The sequence below is a fragment of the Psychrobacter sp. D2 genome (assembly GCF_013608135.1).
Taxonomy (GTDB): domain Bacteria; phylum Pseudomonadota; class Gammaproteobacteria; order Pseudomonadales; family Moraxellaceae; genus Psychrobacter; species Psychrobacter cryohalolentis.
In genome coordinates, this window is sequence record NZ_JACDXZ010000002.1 from 365,095 (window position 1) to 387,354 (window position 22,260).

General features: G+C 41.8%; 17 protein-coding genes and 1 tRNA gene. 12 read left to right on the forward strand and 6 right to left on the reverse strand.

Annotated elements, in window-relative coordinates; all coding sequences use genetic code 11:
* Nucleotides 1-152: 152 nt before the first annotated feature.
* From H0262_RS04250 to H0262_RS04295, 10 genes are all read left to right on the forward strand, one after another.
* Nucleotides 153-1,211 carry a porin gene (locus H0262_RS04250; protein WP_181209806.1) on the forward strand — a complete coding sequence of 353 codons (1,059 nt, stop codon included), beginning with the start codon at nt 153-155 and terminating at the stop codon, nt 1,209-1,211.
* Between the two features lie 196 nt (nt 1,212-1,407).
* Nucleotides 1,408-3,042, forward strand: coding sequence for a CTP synthase (locus tag H0262_RS04255; protein ID WP_011514195.1), 1,635 nt, complete (start codon nt 1,408-1,410; stop codon nt 3,040-3,042).
* A gap of 188 nt (nt 3,043-3,230) precedes the next feature.
* A complete protein-coding gene (gene kdsA / locus H0262_RS04260) occupies nt 3,231-4,106 on the forward strand; it encodes a 3-deoxy-8-phosphooctulonate synthase (protein WP_011514194.1) in 876 nt (291 codons plus the stop codon).
* A 27-nt stretch (nt 4,107-4,133) separates the two neighbouring features.
* Complete coding sequence (locus H0262_RS04265; protein ID WP_181209807.1) at nt 4,134-4,388, forward strand: hypothetical protein; 255 nt, start codon at nt 4,134-4,136, stop codon at nt 4,386-4,388.
* 135 nt (nt 4,389-4,523) lie between these two features.
* Nucleotides 4,524-4,748, forward strand: coding sequence for a heavy-metal-associated domain-containing protein (locus H0262_RS04270; protein WP_020444055.1), 225 nt, complete (start codon nt 4,524-4,526; stop codon nt 4,746-4,748).
* A 334-nt stretch (nt 4,749-5,082) separates the two neighbouring features.
* On the forward strand, nt 5,083-7,443 hold the full coding sequence (locus tag H0262_RS04275) for a cation-translocating P-type ATPase (protein ID WP_181209808.1): 2,361 nt from the start codon (nt 5,083-5,085) through the stop codon (nt 7,441-7,443).
* A 319-nt stretch (nt 7,444-7,762) separates the two neighbouring features.
* Nucleotides 7,763-9,079, forward strand: coding sequence for a phosphopyruvate hydratase (gene eno / locus H0262_RS04280; protein ID WP_181209809.1), 1,317 nt, complete (start codon nt 7,763-7,765; stop codon nt 9,077-9,079).
* Nucleotides 9,080-9,170: 91 nt separating this feature from the next.
* A complete protein-coding gene (locus H0262_RS04285) occupies nt 9,171-9,479 on the forward strand; it encodes a septum formation initiator family protein (protein WP_020444053.1) in 309 nt (102 codons plus the stop codon).
* A 116-nt stretch (nt 9,480-9,595) separates the two neighbouring features.
* Nucleotides 9,596-10,438: a 2-C-methyl-D-erythritol 4-phosphate cytidylyltransferase gene (locus H0262_RS04290; protein ID WP_181209810.1), complete on the forward strand. Its 843-nt coding sequence runs from the start codon at nt 9,596-9,598 to the stop codon at nt 10,436-10,438.
* A 482-nt stretch (nt 10,439-10,920) separates the two neighbouring features.
* Nucleotides 10,921-11,544, forward strand: a complete 624-nt coding sequence (locus H0262_RS04295; protein ID WP_259275395.1) for a BLUF domain-containing protein — start codon at nt 10,921-10,923, stop codon at nt 11,542-11,544.
* Between the two features lie 253 nt (nt 11,545-11,797).
* On the opposite strand, the gene H0262_RS04300 is transcribed toward H0262_RS04295, so the two are convergent.
* The 3 genes from H0262_RS04300 to pyrC all read right to left on the reverse strand — a co-directional run bounded on the left by H0262_RS04300 (nt 11,798) and on the right by pyrC (nt 14,309).
* Nucleotides 11,798-11,873 (reverse strand) — tRNA-Glu (locus H0262_RS04300).
* 458 nt (nt 11,874-12,331) lie between these two features.
* The gene (rnt, locus tag H0262_RS04305) at nt 12,332-13,072 is read right to left on the reverse strand and encodes a ribonuclease T (protein ID WP_181209811.1); all 741 of its coding nucleotides are present in this window, start codon (nt 13,070-13,072) and stop codon (nt 12,332-12,334) included.
* Nucleotides 13,073-13,238: 166 nt separating this feature from the next.
* Complete coding sequence (pyrC, locus tag H0262_RS04310) at nt 13,239-14,309, reverse strand: dihydroorotase (RefSeq protein ID WP_181209877.1); 1,071 nt, start codon at nt 14,307-14,309, stop codon at nt 13,239-13,241.
* 438 nt (nt 14,310-14,747) lie between these two features.
* Here pyrC and H0262_RS04315 point away from each other — a divergent pair, with 438 nt between their 5' ends.
* Complete coding sequence (locus H0262_RS04315) at nt 14,748-15,986, forward strand: argininosuccinate synthase (protein WP_011514184.1); 1,239 nt, start codon at nt 14,748-14,750, stop codon at nt 15,984-15,986.
* A 129-nt stretch (nt 15,987-16,115) separates the two neighbouring features.
* Here H0262_RS04315 and H0262_RS04320 read toward each other — a convergent pair whose 3' ends face one another.
* Nucleotides 16,116-17,375, reverse strand: coding sequence for a hypothetical protein (locus H0262_RS04320; protein ID WP_181209812.1), 1,260 nt, complete (start codon nt 17,373-17,375; stop codon nt 16,116-16,118).
* 279 nt (nt 17,376-17,654) lie between these two features.
* Here H0262_RS04320 and H0262_RS04325 point away from each other — a divergent pair, with 279 nt between their 5' ends.
* On the forward strand, nt 17,655-18,170 hold the full coding sequence (locus tag H0262_RS04325; protein ID WP_181209813.1) for a L,D-transpeptidase: 516 nt from the start codon (nt 17,655-17,657) through the stop codon (nt 18,168-18,170).
* Between the two features lie 132 nt (nt 18,171-18,302).
* Here H0262_RS04325 and H0262_RS04330 read toward each other — a convergent pair whose 3' ends face one another.
* On the reverse strand, nt 18,303-19,859 hold the full coding sequence (locus H0262_RS04330; protein WP_181209814.1) for a CYTH and CHAD domain-containing protein: 1,557 nt from the start codon (nt 19,857-19,859) through the stop codon (nt 18,303-18,305).
* Nucleotides 19,860-20,128: 269 nt separating this feature from the next.
* Nucleotides 20,129-21,715: an isocitrate lyase gene (locus tag H0262_RS04335; protein ID WP_181209815.1), complete on the reverse strand. Its 1,587-nt coding sequence runs from the start codon at nt 21,713-21,715 to the stop codon at nt 20,129-20,131.
* Between the last annotated feature and the right edge of the window lie 545 nt (nt 21,716-22,260).

A 22,260-nucleotide genomic window follows, 5' to 3' on the forward strand; every position in this document is an offset into this window, starting at 1 on the left:
ATCTTACGGTAATAGAACTTCGCCACACTTGTTTCTGACTAATCTCGGTAGCCAGTTACACATTATATCTTTGAAGATTTGTGACGATACCATTTGGGCACTAGCTAATAATAGCTCGCTCATTACTAAAATTGTAAAGTGGAGATACCCCCATGAAAAAACTACTTTTAGCTACAGCAATCGCTGCCCTATCTGTATCTGCAGCCAATGCAGCACCAACTGTTTATGGTAAAGCTTTCGTTGCTATGGACTATATTAATGCTGAATTTGATGCGCCTCTTAGTGTGAATGATCGCGATGAAGATACAGTGGAAATCAATTCTCATTCTTCACGTTTAGGCTTTAAAGGCTCTGAAGCCATGACTGCTAACACTGATGTGATCTATCAGTTGGAATATGGCACAAGCATCGATGGTGATGGCGCTACATTCTCTAACCGTGATACGTTCCTTGGTTTGAAGAATAAGCAATTTGGTGAAATCCGTGCTGGTAAAAACCAATCAACGCTAGCTCGTATCGATAACGTAGTTGTAAACCAAGGTTATTGGGACAATCTAGGTACTAACGAGATGGAAGACGACGTTGTTGAAGCTTTAAACATGGCTGATAGTGGTCGTATCAACAGCTCAGTAATCTGGACTGCGCCTAAATATAACGGTCTACCATTAGAATTAGCCTTAATGTATAGCTCTGAAAAATCAAATATACTTGCAGATAAAAGTAAAGATGATGGATTTGGTGCTGCTTTGATGTTTGATCAAGGTACTGGCTTCACTGCTGGTGTTGCTTATGACAAAGATAACAACATCAAAGGTGATATCGTCCGTGGTACGGCTACTGTAGATCTAGGTAAATTTATTGCTGCTCCGGTAACATTAGGCGCACTATATCAAGTAGCTGATTTCGATTACTCCCGTACTACTGAAAAAGAAAAAGGCTTAGTAGTTAGTGCTGAAATGGGACTAACTAACTTTGCACGCCCAGCGTCTATCTATACACAGTATAACAAAACTAAGAACTTAAACGGTTGGGATAACTCTGACTCAGATCAAATCGTTGTTGGTGGCAAATATATGTATAAAGATAACATCATTGCTCATGCCTATGCTGGTATGAATGATGCTGAAAATATTCGCAGAGATAAAGCTGGTACTATAGTTGGTGATGCTGAAGTATTCGTAGTTGGTACTGGTCTAGAATACAAATTCTAATCTAACCATTAGAATCTGAATAAAAAAACTCATCCTTCGGGGTGAGTTTTTTTTTGTTATGGCTTTTTTAACGCTGTAGTGAGTTATAATAGACATGTGCTAAAAATGAAGAGTTTCGAATAGTTTGTGCTTTTGCCCTATATTTTTTGACGTATTTTTAGTAAAATCCTTCTTTACCAATTACCGACAGAGTACTATGACCAAGTTTATATTTGTGACCGGTGGGGTAGTGTCCTCACTAGGAAAAGGTATCACCGCAGCTTCCCTTGCTGCCGTCTTAGAAGCACGTGGCGTAAACGTGACCATGACCAAAATGGATCCGTATATCAACGTTGATCCAGGCACGATGAGCCCGTTTCAGCATGGTGAGGTATTCGTGACTGAAGATGGCGCCGAGACAGATTTGGACTTGGGCTATTATGAGCGTTTTTTACGCCATTCAAAGATGAGCAAAAGCAACAACTTCACCAGTGGTCGCATCTATCAAAATGTCTTAAATAAAGAGCGCCGTGGTGAATATTTGGGCGGTACGGTGCAGGTGATTCCGCATATTACGGATGAGATTAAGAGTAAAATTCTTGCCAGTGGCGAAGGCTATGATGTCGCTATCATCGAGATTGGCGGTACCGTAGGTGACATCGAGTCGTTACCTTTTATGGAAGCAGTACGTCAAATGCAAGTCGAGCTTGGTCGCAATCGTGCCATGCTGATGCATCTTACACTGGTGCCTTATATCGCCAGTGCAGGTGAAACTAAGACTAAACCAACTCAGCATTCAGTCAAAGAGCTGCGTTCTATCGGTTTGCAGCCTGATATCTTGATTTGCCGCTCTGATCATCATATCTCACAAGACAATCGTCGCAAGATTGCACTATTTACCAACGTTGAAGAGCGTGCGGTCATTATGTGTGAAGATGCGCAAAGTATTTATCAGATTCCACGTACCTTACATGAACAAGATCTCGATGATTTAATCTGTGAGCGTTTTGGTCTTGATTTACCAGAAGCAGATTTGAGCGATTGGGATAAGGTTGTCGAAGCGCAGCTGAATCCTGAGTCGACGGTAACGGTAGCCATGGTTGGTAAATATGTTGAATTACCAGATGCCTATAAATCAATCAATGAAGCATTGTTACATGCCGGTATTACTCACAAAGCCGACGTCAAAATTGATTATATCGATGCTGAACGTTTAGAAGACGATGACAGCTTACTAGCGCAACTGCATAATGCTGATGCCATCTTGGTACCAGGCGGCTTTGGTGAGCGCGGTACGATGGGTAAGATCAAAGCCATTACCTATGCTCGCGAAAACAACGTACCTTATTTAGGTATCTGTTTAGGTATGCAGCTTGCAGTGATTGAATATGCGCGTAACGTGCTACATATCGATGCCAACTCTTCTGAATTTGATCGTAAAACAGCTGAGCCTATTATTGGCTTGATTACCGAATGGTTAGATGAGCGCGGCGAATTGCAGATTCGTAGTGATGATTCAGACCTTGGTGGTACGATGCGTTTAGGCGCGCAGCAAGCTGAGCTGGTCGCTGGTAGTAAGCTTGCACAAATCTACGGTGCTAACAATATAACTGAGCGTCATCGCCATCGCTATGAGATGAATAACCGCTATATCGAGCCATTAGAGCAAGCAGGAATGACGGTATCAGGTTATTCTGCTAAGCAGCACCTAGTTGAGTCAGTTGAACTTGCTGATCATCCATGGTTTGTTGCGGTACAGTTCCATCCAGAATTTACCAGCTCGCCACGCGGTGGTCATCCATTGTTCAATAGCTTTGTAAAAGCGGCGAAGAATTATAGTGAAGCGAAATAATCGTTAAGTTATAAGTGCTTTTGATATAAACAGACTGATCTTCGGATTGGTCTTTTTTTTGGCTGATTTTTTGGCAGTGGTTTGCATGCTGATTTTTCTAATGGTTTGCCGCTAATTACGCTTATAGCCTTTTTTTAATTGACCTATCGGTTACAATAAGAGATAACAATAAAGAGGATACCTACTCAATGGAAAACCTACTAACCGCGCAGTCGCATATTCAGCTTAATACACCTGATAATAAAAACATCAGTATCGGTAATGATCAGCCATTTGTCTTATTCGGTGGCATGAATGTTTTAGAGTCTAAAGAGATGGCATTTGAGATCGCTGAGCAGTATGTCGATATTTGCCAGCGTTTGGGTATCGGCTATGTGTTTAAAGCCAGTTTTGATAAGGCCAATCGCTCAAGTTTGACCTCGTATCGTGGTCCGGGGCTAGAGAAAGGTATCGATTGGCTTGGGCAAATCAAAGAAAAATTCCAAGTACCGATTATTACGGATGTCCACGAACCTTATCAAGCGGCACCAGTCGCTGAAGTAGCTGATATTATCCAGTTGCCTGCGTTTTTATCCCGTCAGACGGATTTAGTACATGCGATGGCGAAGACGGATGCGATTATTAATATTAAAAAAGCGCAGTTTTTAGCCCCACATGAGATGCGTCATATCGTCAATAAATGTCTTGAGGGCGGTAACGATAAGCTTATCCTGTGTGAGCGCGGTAGTGCCTTTGGTTATAATAACCTAGTGGTTGATATGCTGGGTTTTGATACCATGAAGCAGATGGAGATACCAGTGTTCTTTGATGTGACGCATAGTTTGCAGCAGCCAGGCGGCCGTAGTGATAGTGCAGGTGGTCGCCGTGAGCAGATCACCACGCTGGCACGTGCTGGCATGGCAACAGGGATTGCAGGATTGTTTTTAGAGGCGCATCCAAATCCAGAAGTGGCAAAATGTGATGGTCCTTGTGCGCTACGTATGAGCCAATTAGAGCCTTTCTTACGCCAGCTTAAACAGCTTGATGACTTGGTCAAAGGCTTTGAGACTTTGGATACTCATTAATATCATAAGTAATGTGAGGATAAGACAGTGGCAATTAAAGTGGCACAAGTAAGCATTGAAAATATCAATGATTCAGAAGGTTTAGATAGCATCATGACCGCTTTGAAGAATATAACGGGCGTCACCGCTATTGAGTTAGATGCTAACAGTCATATGGCGTTAGTGCGTTATGATGATGCCAAAACCAGTATCCATGCCTTTACCGCTGCGATTAGTATGGTCGATTATGTCACTCAACCATTTCCTATCGATGCCCCGCAAAATCCACGTTATCATGATTAGATTTATAAAAGTATAACCAAACTGACTTGTGGTCAACGCCAATAGCTCTTATGCTGGTCTTGGCTATTTTAATAAAGTCTTATACCATTAAAGTATACAAACCATTTATTCACAGATAAAAATAAGGAGCCTCTCATGGCAAACCAAACCCGTATTATTAAAATTGATGGCATGACTTGTGGTGGCTGTGTGGCAAGCGTCCATAACGCCACCGCTGATATCGATGGTTTAGATGACATCAGTATCGAGCTTGCAGACAATCAAGCGACAGTCACCTTTGATGATAGCAAAACCAGTGCAGAGACGATTGCTGCTGCTATTGATGACGCAGGCTTTGATGCCACTGTTACCAACGCTTAATTTTATGCTTTGTTATAAACAAACCAGCTATTGTGGCTGGTTTTTTAATGGTTAAAAACTATGGCTATCAGAGTAGTGTTCTCAGCTCTCTTATTTCTGCAACATGTCCTTTTAATCTGAAATAATTGGTCGGCTGAAATAGTTGAATTGGCGCTAATCATGACCATTTAATATATAGGTTGATACACTAAGATGACTACTATTTAGATGCTCTGAAAAACAATATGATATTAATCTTTAGAATGTACTGCTTGTTTGATTTGGGTTTTTATTCCTCCACTGATAGATTTTTATAGCTCATACAAATTTATAAACGCCATAACGAGTTTTATTTATGAATGATTCTACCCGTACTAATACCCATAATTCTTACGATGTTGAGACTGATATTCAGTCTAATACCCCGCTTACGCCGCAGCGTGCGCACTTGCAGCTGGCGATAGAGGGTATGACGTGTCAGGCCTGTGCATCACGGATTGAAAAGGTTTTGAATAAAAAGCCATCAGTCTATGAGGTCAGCGTGAACTTCGCAGGCGAGACCGCCAATGTGGATTATGATCCGACACAGACGACGGCAGAGCAGGTGACGGAATGGGTCAACAAAACGGGTTTTGTCGCCAATTTACAGGCGGCTGATAGCTTGTTTGCTCAAAAAGATGAGGATGCAAGCACTCAGTATCCATGGCGTTTGATTGGACTATGGGTCTGTTTGGTGCCGTTTTTAATTGGTATGGCAGGTATGCTCTTTGGGCAGGGTATGGCATGGATGCCGCCGATTTGGATGCAGTTTATCCTAGCGACCATTGTACAGTTTGGATTTGCTTTACCATTTTATAAAAGTGCTTGGGCGTCTATTAGAGGCGGTCTTGCCAATATGGACGTACTGGTCGTCATCGGTACGGTAACCATTTGGGCGTATTCAACGTATCTGTGGCTGACCCATGGTGATGGTAGCTTAAACAGTCTGTTGCAAAGTGGGCATACTGGCGGTCATGGTGCGAGTGGCAGTCCTGCGGTATATTTTGAAGCAGGCGTGATGGTCATTGCTTTTGTGCGCACCGGTAAATATCTTGAAGAGCGCACTAAAAAGCACAGTCTGAATAGTATTGATTTACTATTATCGCTGACACCAGACGAAGTTGAGCAACAGCAGTCAAATGGTGAGTTTAAAAATATCGCTCTCAAAGAGGTACAAGTAGGTGATATTTTGCGTGCCAAACAAGGTAGCCGCGTTGCAACCGATGGGACGGTCATCGATGGTGCTGGTTGGTGTGTCGAGAGTCATTTAACCGGTGAGTCAGTACCGCTTAAGAAAGAAGTAGGCGATGGATTATTAGCGGGTGCCTTGGTCGAAAACGGTAGCTTGTTATATCGCGTCAATGCCAAGGGTAGTGATACAAAGCTTGGTGATATGGTACAAGCATTAAGCGATGCCCAAGGCTCAAAAGCCAATTTGGCACGCCTTGCTGATAGAGTCACTGCGGTCTTTGTGCCCGTTGTGGTAGTGATTGCACTGGTTACCTTTGGTGTGACATGGTGGCTGACCGGGATGCTCGATACCGCTTTGATGCACGCGGTATCGGTGTTGGTCATTGCTTGTCCATGTGCGCTTGGTTTGGCGACACCAGCTGCAATCATGGCAGGTATGGGCGTGGCTGCGCGTCACGGTGTTTGGTTTAAAGATGCGCAAAGCCTAGAAGCGGCAGGCAATATCGATACAGTAGTGCTCGATAAAACAGGTACCTTGACCATTGGTAAACCGACCATTGTCGATGAAGTTATGGTCGATAAATCAATAGCGGTTGATGATGTACTACAGATTGCCGCAAGTATTGAAGTACATGCCAGTCATCCGCTTGCAACTGCTTTGGTTAATGCAGCGACAGCACGTGGTTTATCCTTATTCGATGTGTCTGATATCAGCGTTATCAAAGGCGCAGGTATACAGGCAAATATTGAAGGCTTAGGTGTGGTAAAGGTTGGCACAGCAGAGTTTGCCAATCTTGTATTGCCTAAATTGATGCCAAAGGTATGGCAAATTGCCAGTACTGTTGCGATTAGTATTAACGATGAAGCACTAGGCGCATTTGCATTAGCAGATGACTTAAAATCAGATACGCCGCAAGCGATTACTGCGCTACAAGATGCGGGTATTAATGTCATTTTGATGAGCGGTGATAAACAATCTGTCGTCGATCACGTTGCCGGACAGCTTGGTATCGAAAAAGCGTATGGCAAGATGAGTCCACGTGACAAGGCCAGCCAAATTGCTCTACTGCAAACAGCGGGTCATAAAGTCGCTATGGCAGGAGATGGGGTCAATGATGCCCCAGCGATGGCAACTGCCGATGCCAGCTTTGCCATGTTTGAAGGCACGGATGTCGCCCAACATAGTGCCTCTGCGCGCTTGATGGGTGAGTCGCTGATGCATATCGACGCAGCGCAAAAAATTGCGAATGCCACGCTGCGTAATATCAAACAAAATCTGTTTTTTGCCTTTATCTATAATTGTCTTGGTATTCCGCTCGCTGCTTTTGGCTTTTTGAATCCTATGATTGCCGCTGCTGCTATGGCGCTTAGCTCGATTTCAGTACTGATGAATGCCCTACGCTTAACCCGTTTTAAGACCAAGGTTGAGCTGAATAATACTGTATCAGACTCCCACACTAAAGCAGATCGTCTAACAAAAGCGTAAGAGTTATATGACGTTTGATATCATAGGTACTGAGATAAATTGATAGTGGCTCATTTGACTAGTGATTGGCGATTTTATGACCGTCCGTTGCTTTAAGATAAGGGAAGTTTGGCAAAATTTATGCTATGATACCAAGCACTATAGCTAATGGTTAAGGGATGAAATAAACCTTTGATTACGTTTAAAATGAGCCGATTGTATTAATCACTAAAGCTTTTTTTGCGCATTACTATACGATATTCTGCTTTATCTTTTTTGTATTCTAGTTGCCGTTATTTATCTCATAAACTTGGCATGACCAAAGGAATTAACAGACATTATGTACGCTGAAGAAACCAACAACGTCACCGCAATTAAAGACATTCGCGCTCGTGAGATTTTAGACTCGCGTGGTAACCCAACGATTGAAGCTGATGTAATTTTAGCTGATGGCACTATTGGCCGTGCTGCTGCTCCAAGCGGCGCATCGACTGGCTCACGTGAGGCGCTTGAGCTACGTGATGGCGATCAAAGCCGCTATATGGGTAAAGGTGTCAAAAAGGCGGTAGCTAACGTCAATAGCCAAATCCGCAGTGCTTTGATGGACAAAGATGTTACTGCTCAGCAAGCCATTGATGATGCAATGATTGCGCTAGACGGTACAGAAAACAAAGACAATCTTGGTGCCAATGCCATACTAGCAGTTTCACTTGCGGTTGCTAAAGCGGCTGCTAAGTCACAGAGTCTGCCATTACATCAGTATATCGCTGATCTGCGCAACCAGACGTCGCTGACGATGCCTGTACCGATGATGAATATCATTAATGGTGGCGAGCACGCGGACAATACCGTCGATATTCAAGAGTTTATGATTGAGCCGGTTGGTTTTAGCAGCTTCTCAGAAGCATTACGTGCTGGTACTGAAATCTTTCATAGCTTAAAGTCTGTTTTAAAGTCGCAAGGCTTGAATACTGCTGTTGGTGATGAAGGCGGCTTTGCGCCAAATCTTCGCAGCAACGAAGAAGCTATTACCGTTATCATGCAAGCCATTGAGCAAGTAGGCTACACAGCTGGTAAAGATATTCACTTAGCTTTAGATTGTGCTGCTACTGAGTTCTATAAAAATGGCAAATACGTCTTGGCAGGCGAGGGCAACAAATCTTTTGATAGCCAAGGGTTCTCAGATTATTTAGTGGGTCTTGCGCGTCAATATCCTATTATCTCTATCGAAGATGGTCTTGATGAGTCAGATTGGGATGGCTGGAAATACCTAACTGAGCAAATCGGTGATAAGGTACAGTTGGTCGGTGATGATTTGTTTGTCACCAACCCTGCTATCTTGCAAGAAGGGATTGATAAGAAAATTGCCAATGCGATTTTGATTAAGTTTAATCAAATCGGCACCTTATCAGAAACGCTAGATGCGATTTATCTGGCGAAGAAAAACGGTTATGCGACGGTTATTTCGCATCGTTCAGGCGAAACGGAAGACAGCACCATTGCTGATTTAGCGGTAGGTACTGCGGCTGGTCAAATAAAAACTGGCTCATTATGCCGCTCAGATCGCGTTGCAAAATACAATCAACTACTACGTATTGAGCAGCAAGTACGTGCAAGCTATCGTGGTCGCGAAGAGTTTATCGGATTACGTGGTTAATAAGCCAAAATTGTCGCTTACGCTGGGCGATATATAAATATATCGCTCAGCAAGTTTATATTCTCTTTATATCGTTTGGCGTTATTATATTATGAAATACTTTAGCCAATTTATACTACTTGCGTTAGCCGTTGCCGTGCTGTCAGGACTGCAATATCAGTATTGGCTAGGTGAAAATGGTCGCGTCGAGCACAATAAGCTTCTGACTGAAGTGGATGAGCAGCAGCGCTTAAATGACAACCAAGTCTCAGCAAATAACTTACTGCGTACCGATGTTAATGATCTAAAGACTGGTCTCGAAGCGGTAGAGGAGCATGCTCGTTTGGATTTGGGTTTGATTAAGCCAAATGAGACTTTTGTACAAGTATCAACCGCGCCTACTACTCATAGTCGTTATTGATTTTGACGTACAGTCGGTATTGATTCTAAAGTCGTTGCAATGAGCTATTATTGATAATAATAGTTTTTTTTCATTTTTATACCTCTTAATTCCCATTTTTCTCTTATCCTATTTTCATGGAATCAACCCATGAGTACTGCCTTATGAATACCACTCCTAATATCCATGCCATGATCGTTGCTGCTGGACGCGGTAGTCGCTTTGGCGCGTCTATTGCTAAACAATATACCTTACTGCAAGGTCAAACCTTATTACAGCATAGTGTGGCACGTCTGGCTGAGAGTAATTATATTGATCAATGTCTATTGGTTGTGGCTCAAGATGATAGAACTGCCCAGACACTGAGCTTTGCGCTTCCTATCTATTATGCTATTGGCGGTACTGAACGTTGGCAATCGGTGCAGGCAGGAGTCGAGGCAATGATTAATGCGGGCGCAGATGAGTCGGATTTGGTTGTGATCCATGATGCAGCTCGTCCTGCAGTGCCAACGCATGATATTGATGCCGTCATTCAAGCAGCGATGCTAGAGCCTTATGGTGCTATTTTAGCGACACCGGTTGCTGATACCCTAAAACAGTCTTATATAGCATCTAACACACTATCAACGCCAGCATATGAAACTCCACTATCTCTTCAGCAACTGAATACTCAGCCGGAGATTGCTAATCGTCAAAGCGGTTATGACACGCTTCATACTTATGCTCAAAAAACCATTGATCGCAGCTATATGTGGCAGGCACAAACACCGCAAGTATTTAGGCTTGGACAATTGCAACAAGTCTTGAACTATGTCACTGAGCATAATCTGGCTATTACTGACGAAGCCAGTGCTTTTGAGCATTTACAACTGCCAATTCGATTGGTAACAGGCAGCCGTCAAAACATCAAACTGACTTATCCTGATGATATTATTTTACTGACAGCCATTCTCAAGGCTCAATTCGTCTCTAGCTCATAAAATTCTTATCACACTCTGCTTTCTGTATTTTTTAACTTTATAAATTTTATATAGATTTTTTATTCTGTCATAAAAATGTCGAATATTCATTGTATCTATCTCTGTAAGGCTTATGTCGCAAGCTTTATAGCTAGTATTAAATTTGAGACATGAAATTATATTCATAAATTTTTATTATTTATATTTACTAAATGGTCGTTTATTTTTCCTATATTATTTTTTATAGCTGTAGATATTTTTTATATGAATATTTCCTAAATATTGTTCAATATTAACAACTTGTTATTTGCCATAAACATATATTGCTTTGATCACTAAAACAGCCTATGATGTAACCAACTTAATACAATTAATATAAATATTTATAAAATCAATAATATACCAAGCCGATTTGTATTTAGAAACGTCTTGCTTCTATGTTTTTTTCTAAAAATGAGTATGGTTGTCTTAGCTACATTTACCTAATTATAGGGAGAAGCTGATTGTCACCAACGATTGATTCTACAAATCCAGTAATGCCAGATCTATGCCAGCTTGTATATCTGAGCCACATTACGTCTACTGGTCTATCCAACTCTAGTACGCTTAACGATATCGCAGAAGTCGCAAATAAGCTGAATAAGATTGATGATATTACGGGTATTCTTTGCTACGGCAACGGTTACTTTTTTCAATATGTCGAAGGTACTGAGCAAGCACTGACCAACCTTAAAAATCGCTTGTTAATAGATGATCGCCACAAAGATTTAAAAATATTGGATTTTTCAGCGATTGATGAACGCCGCTTTGAAGGATGGTCATTACGCTCTATTACGCTTGAGCGTTGGATGATTAATGAGCCTAAGCTAAGAGCCTTTATGCCTTTTAGACCTGATAGCTGGAAGTCAAACGAATGGCAGCAGTTTTTAGATATTCTGCAAGGCTATTATGAAGCGCAAGAAGTGACCGGTGATACTGATTCTCAGCCGATAAAATACAGCACGCTAGGGTTAACGTTAGGCAAAGTAGTAGGGCAGCACCAAGCATTTTTCTTGATCCAAACCATATTGGGTGGATTGATTGTGTTAGCGCTATTGTGGCTGATTTTATCCGATAAGATTTTCTAAATATCTATATATCTATATATGTATTCATGAAGTCAGCATAAATTGCTGGCTTTTTTTGTTTTTACAATCAGGTATTAAGTGGTTGTTAGGATGCACGGACAAGGCGTAATAGATATGTTTTATGCTGAAAAGTAGAAACTAATCCACATAAAAAAACCCTATCACAGTATGTTGTGATAGGGTTTTAGTGGTACGCTTATTAGTCTTATCTAACGCTTAACAAGCATATTTGCTAATAAGTGACGCCAAATAGTGGCGTCCCCAGGGGGATTCGAACCCCCGTTACCGCCGTGAAAGGGCGGTGTCCTAGGCCTCTAGACGATGGGGACTAGTACAACGCTTCAGCTGCTTTCACCTTTATGCTGAAGTGGTGCGTATTTTAATGGGGTCTGCGCTTGCTGTCAAGCCTTTTTCTACGTCTTTTTAAAATTAAATATCTTTTTTTAAGCGCGCGACGTGGATGCAGGTCATTACGCTTCAAATGATATCGAATCCACAACGAAGTACAAGTACTAATCGTTAATGCAAGCAGCATATAGCCGATGATCGTCGCCCATAATTTAAACTGTGGTTCCATCATAAAGTCCCTCATAATAAGCTTTAATCGTCTATAACAGACGCTAAAAGCACAGTAGGTAACTTAAACCATCTATAGATCTAATCATCGCTTGAGCAAGATGTACGCAAATGATTAAATCGTCCTGTTAAATTGTAAGGTTAAAGTTAGCTGACCTTACAAATAACACTATTATGGGTAGCGAGCAACACGTACTCTGTAATAACTTATTTATTTGCTATTATCAGTCGCAGTTTCTATGATTTCAGGCTCGCTGTGCATGGCATTAGCGAGCATAGGATAATTATTTAAGATATAACAAAATAGCTCAGCAGTTTTTTGCGTATCATAGAGTGCAGAATGAGCGTCGTTACCATCAAAATCAAGTCCTGCGGCTTTACAGGCGCGTGCTAGCACCGTTTGACCAAAGGCAAGTGCTGATAAAGTCACCGTATCAAAGACTGAGAAGTTATGGAAAGGATTGTGGCTCTTATTATTGGTACGTAATACCGCGGCATTTAAAAATGCCAAATCAAAATGTGCATTATGTCCGATTAACACACATTGACGGCAGTCTTCAGTACGGCGTACTTCTTTTAAACCTTTAAAAATACGACGTAGCGCCGTTTTTTCGTCTTCAGCAATGGCTTTACGTAGCGGATTGTTGGGGTCAATGCCGGTAAAGGCGAGAGCACTTGGCTCAAGATTTGCCCCTTCAAAAGGTTCGATATGAGCATTGAATGCCTCACCCGGATAAAAAACACCCTGCTCATTCAGTAGTACAGGAATACAGGCAATCTCTAACAAGGCATCAGTTTGCGCGTTAAATCCTGCCGTTTCAACATCCACTACTACTGGTAGGAATTTCCGAAAACGCTCTTTTAGTTTCATGGGTGCTAGCGTTTCTGTCGTCGAATCTATAGGAACGGCTACATTTATTTTGGGTAAAGCGGTATCTTTTTTAATGGTCATATCAGGTTAAATCGCTTTTATCAGTCGGGCTATTGTGTTTAATAAAAAAATAAACTTCCTATGACACTCATACTATTTTTCAATGGACAGATAGCATTGATATCATAGGATAAAATACAGATAATTTTACTTTATAAAAAAGGGTTTTAGTTAAAAAGTATCAAAATTATCCTTTGATCGACCAAGGTAATGTCTCGCCTGCCATCAGTGGAGTCAATGAGCTACCATCAAAGTAAGGATAATTTGCTGGTATTTGCATCGGCGTATTGATAATTGTAATAGTGCTCTCGTTAACGGGTAAACCGTAAAATTGTGCACCAAAACGACTGGTGAACCCTTCTAATCTGTCAATTTTACCAACACTATCAAACGCTGTGGCATATAAAGGTAGTGCAGTCGCCGCGCTATAGCAGCCAGCACAGCCACAAGCCGCTTCTTTTTTATCGGTTGCATGAGGCGCAGAATCAGTACCTAAAAAGAATTTTGGGTTGCCGCTGGTAGCGACATCAAGCAATACTTTCTGATGGCTTTCACGCTTTAAGATAGGCAAGCAATAGAAGTGCGGCTTAATACCGCCAAGCAATAGGTGATTGCGGTTAAACATCAAATGCTGCGGCGTAATAGTGGCAGCAATTTGATTGCCTTGTGACAAGACAAAATCAGCCGCATCACTGGTGGTGATATGCTCCATCACAATTTTCATGGTTGGGAACTTTGCGATGATTTGTACCATCACTTCATCCAAAAAGCGCTTTTCACGATCAAAAATATCAACATGGTCGTGAGTGACTTCGCCATGTAGCAGCAAAGGTAGATTATATTTTTCAAGCGCTTCAAAGACATTGACACAGGCATTGATGTCGGTGACGCCATCAGCAGAGTTGGTAGTGGCGCCAGCAGGATAGAGCTTGACCGCTTGTACGATGCCAGACTTTGCTGCCAGCTCAATATCTTGTGCGGTGGTATGATCGGTGAGATACAAGGTCATGCGCGGGTCAAATGATGCTTTACGCTCAGCGCTCAGATTGCTGATTTCTAGATGTTGCATGATACGCGCGCGATATGCTTGCGCATCGTCGACGTTTTTGACTGGTGGCACAAGGTTTGGCATGCAGATGACGCGGTTAAAGCTTTGGGCGGCATGCGGAACGGTGGTTGCTAACGCTTTATCATCGCGCAAATGAATATGCCAATCATCTGGCTGCAGGATGGTTAATTCTCTAATCGAATCAGTCATGGTGTTATCGCGCTCTATATCGTCATATACGGGAGTGAAGGGGGAGTCTTGCTGTGCTGCTATCATAACAGATTTGCCTACTTGACTAAATATGCGGAAAAATATCTGTACATAAATGATAAGCGATTTTTTGCCGGATTAACTTTTGCCAGAGTTTTAAGAACGTTGTTAAAAACGAGGGTTGTTTAATGAGGGTTGTTTACAGCGACTGTTATTTGAAAGTAGCTGTTATTTGAAAGCGACTGTTATTTGAAAGCGACTGTTATTTGAAATAACCGGATTTATAGAATTAACCTCAAATATAAGGGAAAACCCAGCGCCTGATGGCAGTGCCACTTTTGCCGTTAGTAAATATGATGTACACTGAGCGAGCAATCTATCTTCCTCGTGATATAGTCGATTTACCTATCATTAAATTCCTCATACTAGGAGTGTTTCATGGCTCAGCTTGATCCAAAAACTATTAATAAAATCGTGTTGGCATATTCGGGGGGTCTTGACACCTCAATCATCGCTCGATGGCTACAAGAAACCTATGATGCAGAAGTGATCACTTTCACTGCGGATATTGGTCAAGGTGAAGAAGTTGAGCCTGCGCGTGCCAAAGCTGAAGCCATGGGTATCAAACATATCCATATTGAAGACTTGCGCGAAGAATTTGCTCGTGATTACGTGTTCCCAATGTTCCGTGCCAATGCCATCTACGAAGGTGAGTATCTGCTTGGTACTTCTATCGCGCGTCCACTCATCGCTAAGCGTTTGGTTGAAATCGCTAAAGAACATAATGCTGATGCGATCAGCCATGGTGCAACCGGTAAAGGTAATGACCAAGTACGCTTTGAGCTTGGTGCTGTTGCTTTATCTCCAGACGTCGTGACTATCGCGCCTTGGCGTGAGTGGGATTTATCGAGCCGTGAAAGCTTGATGGAATATGCTAAAGAGCATAATATTGCCATCGACTATGCGGGCAATAAGAAAAAATCCCCATACTCAATGGACGCTAACTTATTACATATCTCTTATGAAGGCGGTATCTTAGAAGATCCGTATGCTGAAGCAGAAGATGATATGTGGCGCTGGTCAGTAAGCCCAGAAGAAGCACCAGATGAAGCCCAATATCTGGAATTAGAGTATGAAAAAGGCGACATCGTTGCCATCGATGGTGAAGCGCTTAAGCCATATGAAGTAATGATTAAGCTTAATGAGATTGGTGGTAAGCATGGTATCGGACGTTTGGATATCGTTGAAAACCGTTACGTCGGTATGAAGTCGCGCGGCTGCTACGAGACGCCAGCGGGCACCATTATGTTAAAAGCGCATCGTGGTATTGAGTCATTGACACTTGACCGTGAAGCGGCGCATCTAAAAGATGAGCTGATGCCACGTTATGCTAAGACTATCTACAACGGCTATTGGTTCAGCCCTGAGCGTATGATGCTACAGGCGCTGATTGATAAGTCACAAGAGTATGTTAACGGTACGGTACGTGTCAAATTATACAAAGGTGCTGTAAGCGTGGTTGGTCGTAAGTCAGATGATTCGTTATTTGATGAAAAAATTGCGACTTTTGAAGATGATGCGGGCGCCTATGATCAAAAAGATGCAGAAGGTTTTATTCGTCTGAATGGTCTACGTTTGGCAATTGAAGCCAGCCGTGGTCGTGATTTGTCAAAATAAGTATTTTTGGCTGAAGGTTTTCTTAAATCATTTTGTTAAATGACCGATCAAAAAAGAGGTGCTATATAAATAGCACCTCTTTTTTTTGCTGAGCAATTTCTACGATACTATTTTGAGCATAGCTATGTTTTATTCAGCTTTTGATTTTTTATCATCAGCAGTGGTATCTTCGTTCACCATAACGATAGCCACATCTTGCTGCTGTCGCTCTTCTAACACTTCCTCTGTAGCAAGTATGACACCGTTAGATTTTTGCGTTTCATATTTGATGGTTGCCAATATTCCAAGCCCACCAATCACGAGAATAATCAGCAGAATGACGGGATTTTTCCATAGGGGGACTGATGCCTCGTATTCAATCGGCTTTTCGCTAAGGGTGCTTGGTGTATTATCATTGTTGCTATTACTGCTCAGCAATCCTGAGCTAACCAACGGCGGCTTTGGCGGGTTGATAGGTTCAGAAGTAATGCGTAATCGATTACGCTGCAAATATATCTCTGATATTTTAGCCAGTTGTACTAGCCAGCGTTGATGTGGCAAGCCAATAGCCGTCATCGGTGCAAACATCAATAAGTCATTGTGTTTACCTTGTTGAATGTTTTCAGCTGAGCGTCCAATGGCTTTTAAGTAGTTACCAGTCGCTAACTGCGTGTCTTTTACTGGCTCAAATTGTTCGGCTATGAATGCTGTCAGCTCATACCAGTAAGGATCAAAAGCTGGCGGGTTATCTGTCAATTGCTCAGCGATTAATAAATAATGCTCGTCGCTAGCTACTGACTCTATTTTTACCGCTTCTACTGCTGACAATGTGGTTTGTGCCTCATCGCTATCATCAGCTGATTCGTTAAGAGCTAAATTTGAGACAGGGATAGCAAAACGCGCTTTGGACAAAAATTGTGGCTGTAAGGCGAACCATTTATTCACCTCATCATGATCAAGTTGGCTATACTCAACCAAAATAGCAAGCTCACGTAGCACAATGACGCATAGGGTAGTAAGCAAGATTTGTACTTGTGGCGCTGTCGCGTCAATCTGTGCTGCAATATACTCACTGGCTTTGCTTACCCGGGCATTATCATGGAATATCGCATCGGCGGCATCATGGCGATGGTACAACGTTGTATTTAGAGTAGCAAAATTCATAGAATTGTACTGGCGCATTTCTTTGACGGCACTGCGACCAAATAGCTTTTTGCTTAGAGCTTGTCCTTGATGGCGCTGCTGATACGCGAGAAGGGCGCTGATAATCGCCTGCAAGCTGGCTGTCATTGCCAAACGCGCTTGTGGCAATGACAGCGCTGCTGCATCTGCTAATAATGACACCAATGGCTTGGTATCTTGATATAGAAAATCATACATCGACACCCGTGTCGGTGAAATAGTCGTCATAATCTGCTAGCATCAAAAAGTGTGCCCCTATATTACGGTGTCAAATGTCTTGATACAATCCCTTGATAATAGAAAGACTCACTCATTTTTATGCTGCTATGGTGAGTTCAATATGAAAAAGTTACGTTCAGAATAGCATTATGCTGGGATAAATTTCTCTCGCTTGCTGTGCGCTTCGCACTCTAGAGGCTTCGCAAAATTTATCCAAGCAGTACTGTATTGTTTTTAAATTGAATCGACTATAACAGCCATCATCGAAATAACTGCCGGAAAATTGCTATGACAGATAACGAAAATCTTACGACCCAGATAGTGATTAGCATTGCTCAGCAAACTTTGACCGTTTATAGGCGGCAAAAAGTTATTGCTGAATATCCTATATCAACAGCCAAAAATGGGATAGGCAGTCAACAAGACAGTGGTTGTACACCACTTGGTCAGCATATCATTGCAGAAAAAATAGGCGGCAATGCGCCAAGTCATACGGTATTTATTGGACGTATAGCGACGGGAGAAATATATAATGCTGAGCTTGGGGCATTGAACCCTAAACGTGATTGGATACTAAGCCGCATTCTTTGGCTAAGTGGTCTTGAGGAAGGCTTTAATAAAGGCAGTAATAGTCAAGGTGGCTGCGATACTTATCATCGTTATATCTATATTCATGGAACGCCTGACAGTGAGCCGATGAGCGTGCCACTCTCACATGGCTGCGTACGTATGCGCAATCAAGATATTATCGAATTGTTTGAGCAGGTTGAGGAAGGGACAGCAGTGAATATTATCGCCCAATAAAAGTAGTATTAAGTAGCTGTAGTAGTAATGTATGGATTATAAATTGAGTCGACGATATAAAAAAGACAACCCTTATTCAGTGGGCTATCTTTTTCTCTAATATTGATAAACATCAAATGACAATATACTCAATTACCAAAATACAGAGCACTCATGAAATCTATCCAAATGTTTTTCTGTGGCTTTTTCGATTGGTATCGAAGCAGCATTTAACCAGCCTGCCGCATATAAAGCAGCAGAGTCAGAGCTGGCTTTACTTTGATAGTACTGCTGATAGTCAATCATATCGAGCTGTTGACCCAGTGCTTTCTGTGCTTTTACGGCACGTTTTAGCCAGCGCTTGGTTTTCTTTTTGCTATACAAAGGTGCTACTAATTCGCTGATAGAACATAGATTTTTCAGATGAGCATGTAGGTTATGCAATGCTTTTATGATGGATTCTTCCTCTAACTCACTATCTGAATCATCATGGCTGTCCTCTAAATATTGCTCAGCTTCAAGTAATTTGTCATAGTATTTAATAAGTACTTTTTCAAGCTTATTGATAGCCAGCTTATCTGTTTGAGGCTCAAGGCTAGGGTCGCTCATAGTAAAGGCGATGAGCTCAAGCAACACGATCTGGAAGTCGTTAGCACTGATTGCAGTCATTGGTGTAATTTTGATAGCATCAATATCCGCTGTCCAATCAACGATAGGTGCACCGTGCTGTTGTAACATTGGTTCAATATGAGTACTAAGATGAGCAAGCTTACGATAATCAGCGAGTAAAGTAGCAGTTTGCTGCAGTATGGCTGACCAATCCGGATTGATTTCATCTGAGAAGCTATCAAATGCTTGTAGTACAGTGTGCAAGCGCTCTATACCGATAGATAGCTGTAAAATGTGATCATTGTCTTTACTGCCTGCCCCGATGGCGCTGCTATTTGGGAGTATTTGCAGTAAGCAGTTATGCACGACAGCGCGTAAAAAAGCAGGCATAGTGATTTTTTTATTGATACTAAGGGTGCTCAAGTCAGCAGCAGTGGCTGAACTATAATTTTGTCCCTTAATAAGCAAGCCGCCACGCTCTGCTTTGGTCACGGTAGAGAGACACAATTTATGACGCTGACACCATGTTTTAGCCGTCGTAAATAAAAAATCTAACTCACCGGATATGAGCTCAAATTCAACTTCTTGAATGGCATCTCTTTGAGTATCATCAGTACCATGGATAATTTCTCCATAGTCGTAAGCCATCTCAATACTGTTAACGACTTCATCGCTCGTATCTTCTATCAATAAGCGGGTAGTACGCTCTACATCAGTCACATATAAACGGGTCAGTTTTTTAGCCAGTTTTTTGAGCTTAAAATCTGTCAATGCTGGGGCAATAAGGCTATCTTTATAAATCGTTAAATCAGGCATCAGCGCGTTATTTTCGAGCATGGCTTGTACCTGCTCATTATCTAAGGTGGCATTGTGCTCTAGGCGCGCTGCGATACCATCGCCGCCCGCTTTAATAGTCTGCACCCAAGCATCACCCTCCTGACGAATACGCAGGCCAATACCAGCCTGTGCAAGCTGCTGGTCAGGGGTGTCATAATAATGCGCAGCCAGTTGTGTTACTTGTGATGATTTGACTTTCGCTTGGCGCATAAGCCCTTTTAATCGCGACTCTGGTACCAAGAATTTCAGCTCTATTTCTTGCATGATGGCTCCTGATTGTTTTAATAAATTTATATTATTACCATCGTATGAAAGCTATCAGTGAATAACAAGTAAAACTTTCGTTTTGGTTGGCTAAATCGAGCCAAATAATTATTGAGTAAATGAACATCAGTTAATTAAAAAAGTGATTGAATAGCTCTGTTATTTGGGTAGATATCGTTACTTATAGCGCACAAAAAAGCCGCCCTACCATGTAGGACGGCTTTTCTTAAAACTTTTACTTATAAAATGTACTTATAAGTGGTCAGACATTAGAACTGGTTCATCGTGTTCTTGCCGCCGCCAGCTTTAAGGGCGTTTTCACCAGAGAAGATCTCTTTATGATCATCGCCAAGGTCAGAACCCGCCATTGCTTGGTGTTTAACACAAGCGATGCCTTCACGGATTTCTTTACGTTGTACGCCAGCTGCATAAGCAAGCATACCATCTTCACCGAAGTAGCCTTTAGCAAGTTCATGAACGCTAAGAGCCGTGGTGTGATAAGTAGGTAGCGTGATTAAGTGATGGAATACACCTGCTTCACGTGCTGCATCGCGTTGGAAGTTTCTAGCCGCTTCGTCAGCTGCTGTATCAAGCTCAGTACCATCGTAATCAGCACTCATCAAGTCAGCTTTATTATAGGCAGATAGGTCTTTACCTTCTTCTTCCCACTGAGCGATGATTTGCTTACGGAAGTTCAGCGTCCAGTTGAATGATGGGCTGTTGTTGTATACAAGCTTGGCTTTTGGCTGTTGCTCTTTAATACGGTCAACCATCATTTTGATGTGTGCGACGTCTGGAGTCGGTGTTTCGATCCATAGTAGATCAGCGCCGTTTTCTAGAGCCGTTACACAGTCAAGGACAACGCGGTCGATGTTCGTGTCTTCACGGAACTGATAGAGACCATTAGGCAAACGAACTGGACGTACTAATTTGCCGTTATGCTTAAGTAAGCTGTCGTTCTCTTTGGCGTTTTCTAGCGTGACTTCTTCCATCTCGATAAAATCGATGTACTGAGAAGCAAGATCGCCTGGCTCATTTGATACTGGGATTTTTTGCGTCAATGACGCGCCTTCAGAGTCAGTACGAGCAACGATAACGCCGTCTTCAACACCAAGCTCTAAGAATGCATAACGGATGGCATTGATTTTTGCGATATAGTCTTCATGCGGTACAGTTACTTTACCCGCTTGGTGACCACATTGCTTGGCATCAGATACTTGGTTTTCGATTTGCAGTGCACAAGCACCTGCTTCGATGATCTGTTTCGCTAGTAGGTAAGTCGCTTCTTCGTTACCGAAACCTGCATCGATATCAGCAATGATTGGCACAACATGTGAATCAAAGTTTTCGATTTTTTCTAAGATAGCTGAGGTATCTTGACCAGCTTCTTCAGCAGCGTTTAGCTCACGGAAATAATCGTTCAATACTTTTGCATCCGCTTGACGCAAGAAAGTGTAGATCTCTGCAATCAGCTTAGGTACAGACGTTTTTTCGTGCATAGATTGGTCAGGCAGAGGACCAAACTCAGAACGTAGAGCTGCTACCATCCAACCAGATAAGTAGATGTAAGTTTTAGATGTTGTGCCAAAATATTTTTTCTTCGCATACATGGTTTGCTGTGCAACAAAACCATGCCATGCACCTAGAGACTGGGTGTATTGAGACGTGTCATTGTCATACTCTTCCATGTCTTGACGCATAATTTTTGCGGTGTACTTAGCAATATCTAAACCTGTTTTAAAGCGGTTTTGTGCCATCATACGTGCCGCATCAGTTTCGCTGATGTTCTGCCAGTTACCGTGTTTCTGTTTTAGTTCACGTACTAAATCGATCGCTGATTTATATGCAGTTGACATCTATAGTCTCCTTGGTGGTGAATAAATAAGTAAATTAAAATAATTTTGGTCTATATAGAAAGATGCTGGCAGAAGTAAAAATTTGAAATATAAGCTTCTTCCGTGAGCAGTCTCTACTAAACTATAAGAAAATGGTGATAAAAGCAATTAAAACCTGTCTCTTTGGTCAGCTTTTATTTTTAAGTCTCTTTTTTGAACAATTATTTCAGAGTTAATTGAGAGTTAATTGGTTGTTTTATAAGTATGTATTGCTACTGAAGTAACTATTACCCTAAAGCGTATAAGATATTTATCCAAGCCTGAAAAATAAGCACAAAAAACTAAGTTTCTATAAGATGCTGTTATAAATTTTATGTCCGTATTTCAGCATGAAAATACGATAAAATGCACTTAGTAACTCATTCATTGAAATATGTAGTAACGGTCTAATGTTGAATAGTCCCTAATGAACGCTTGCTAGCCACTATAGCTAGGTTACCTTGATTTATCTAGTTTATGATTATTATCTTGGGTATTTCGTTTAATTATAGTACATATAAAACAAT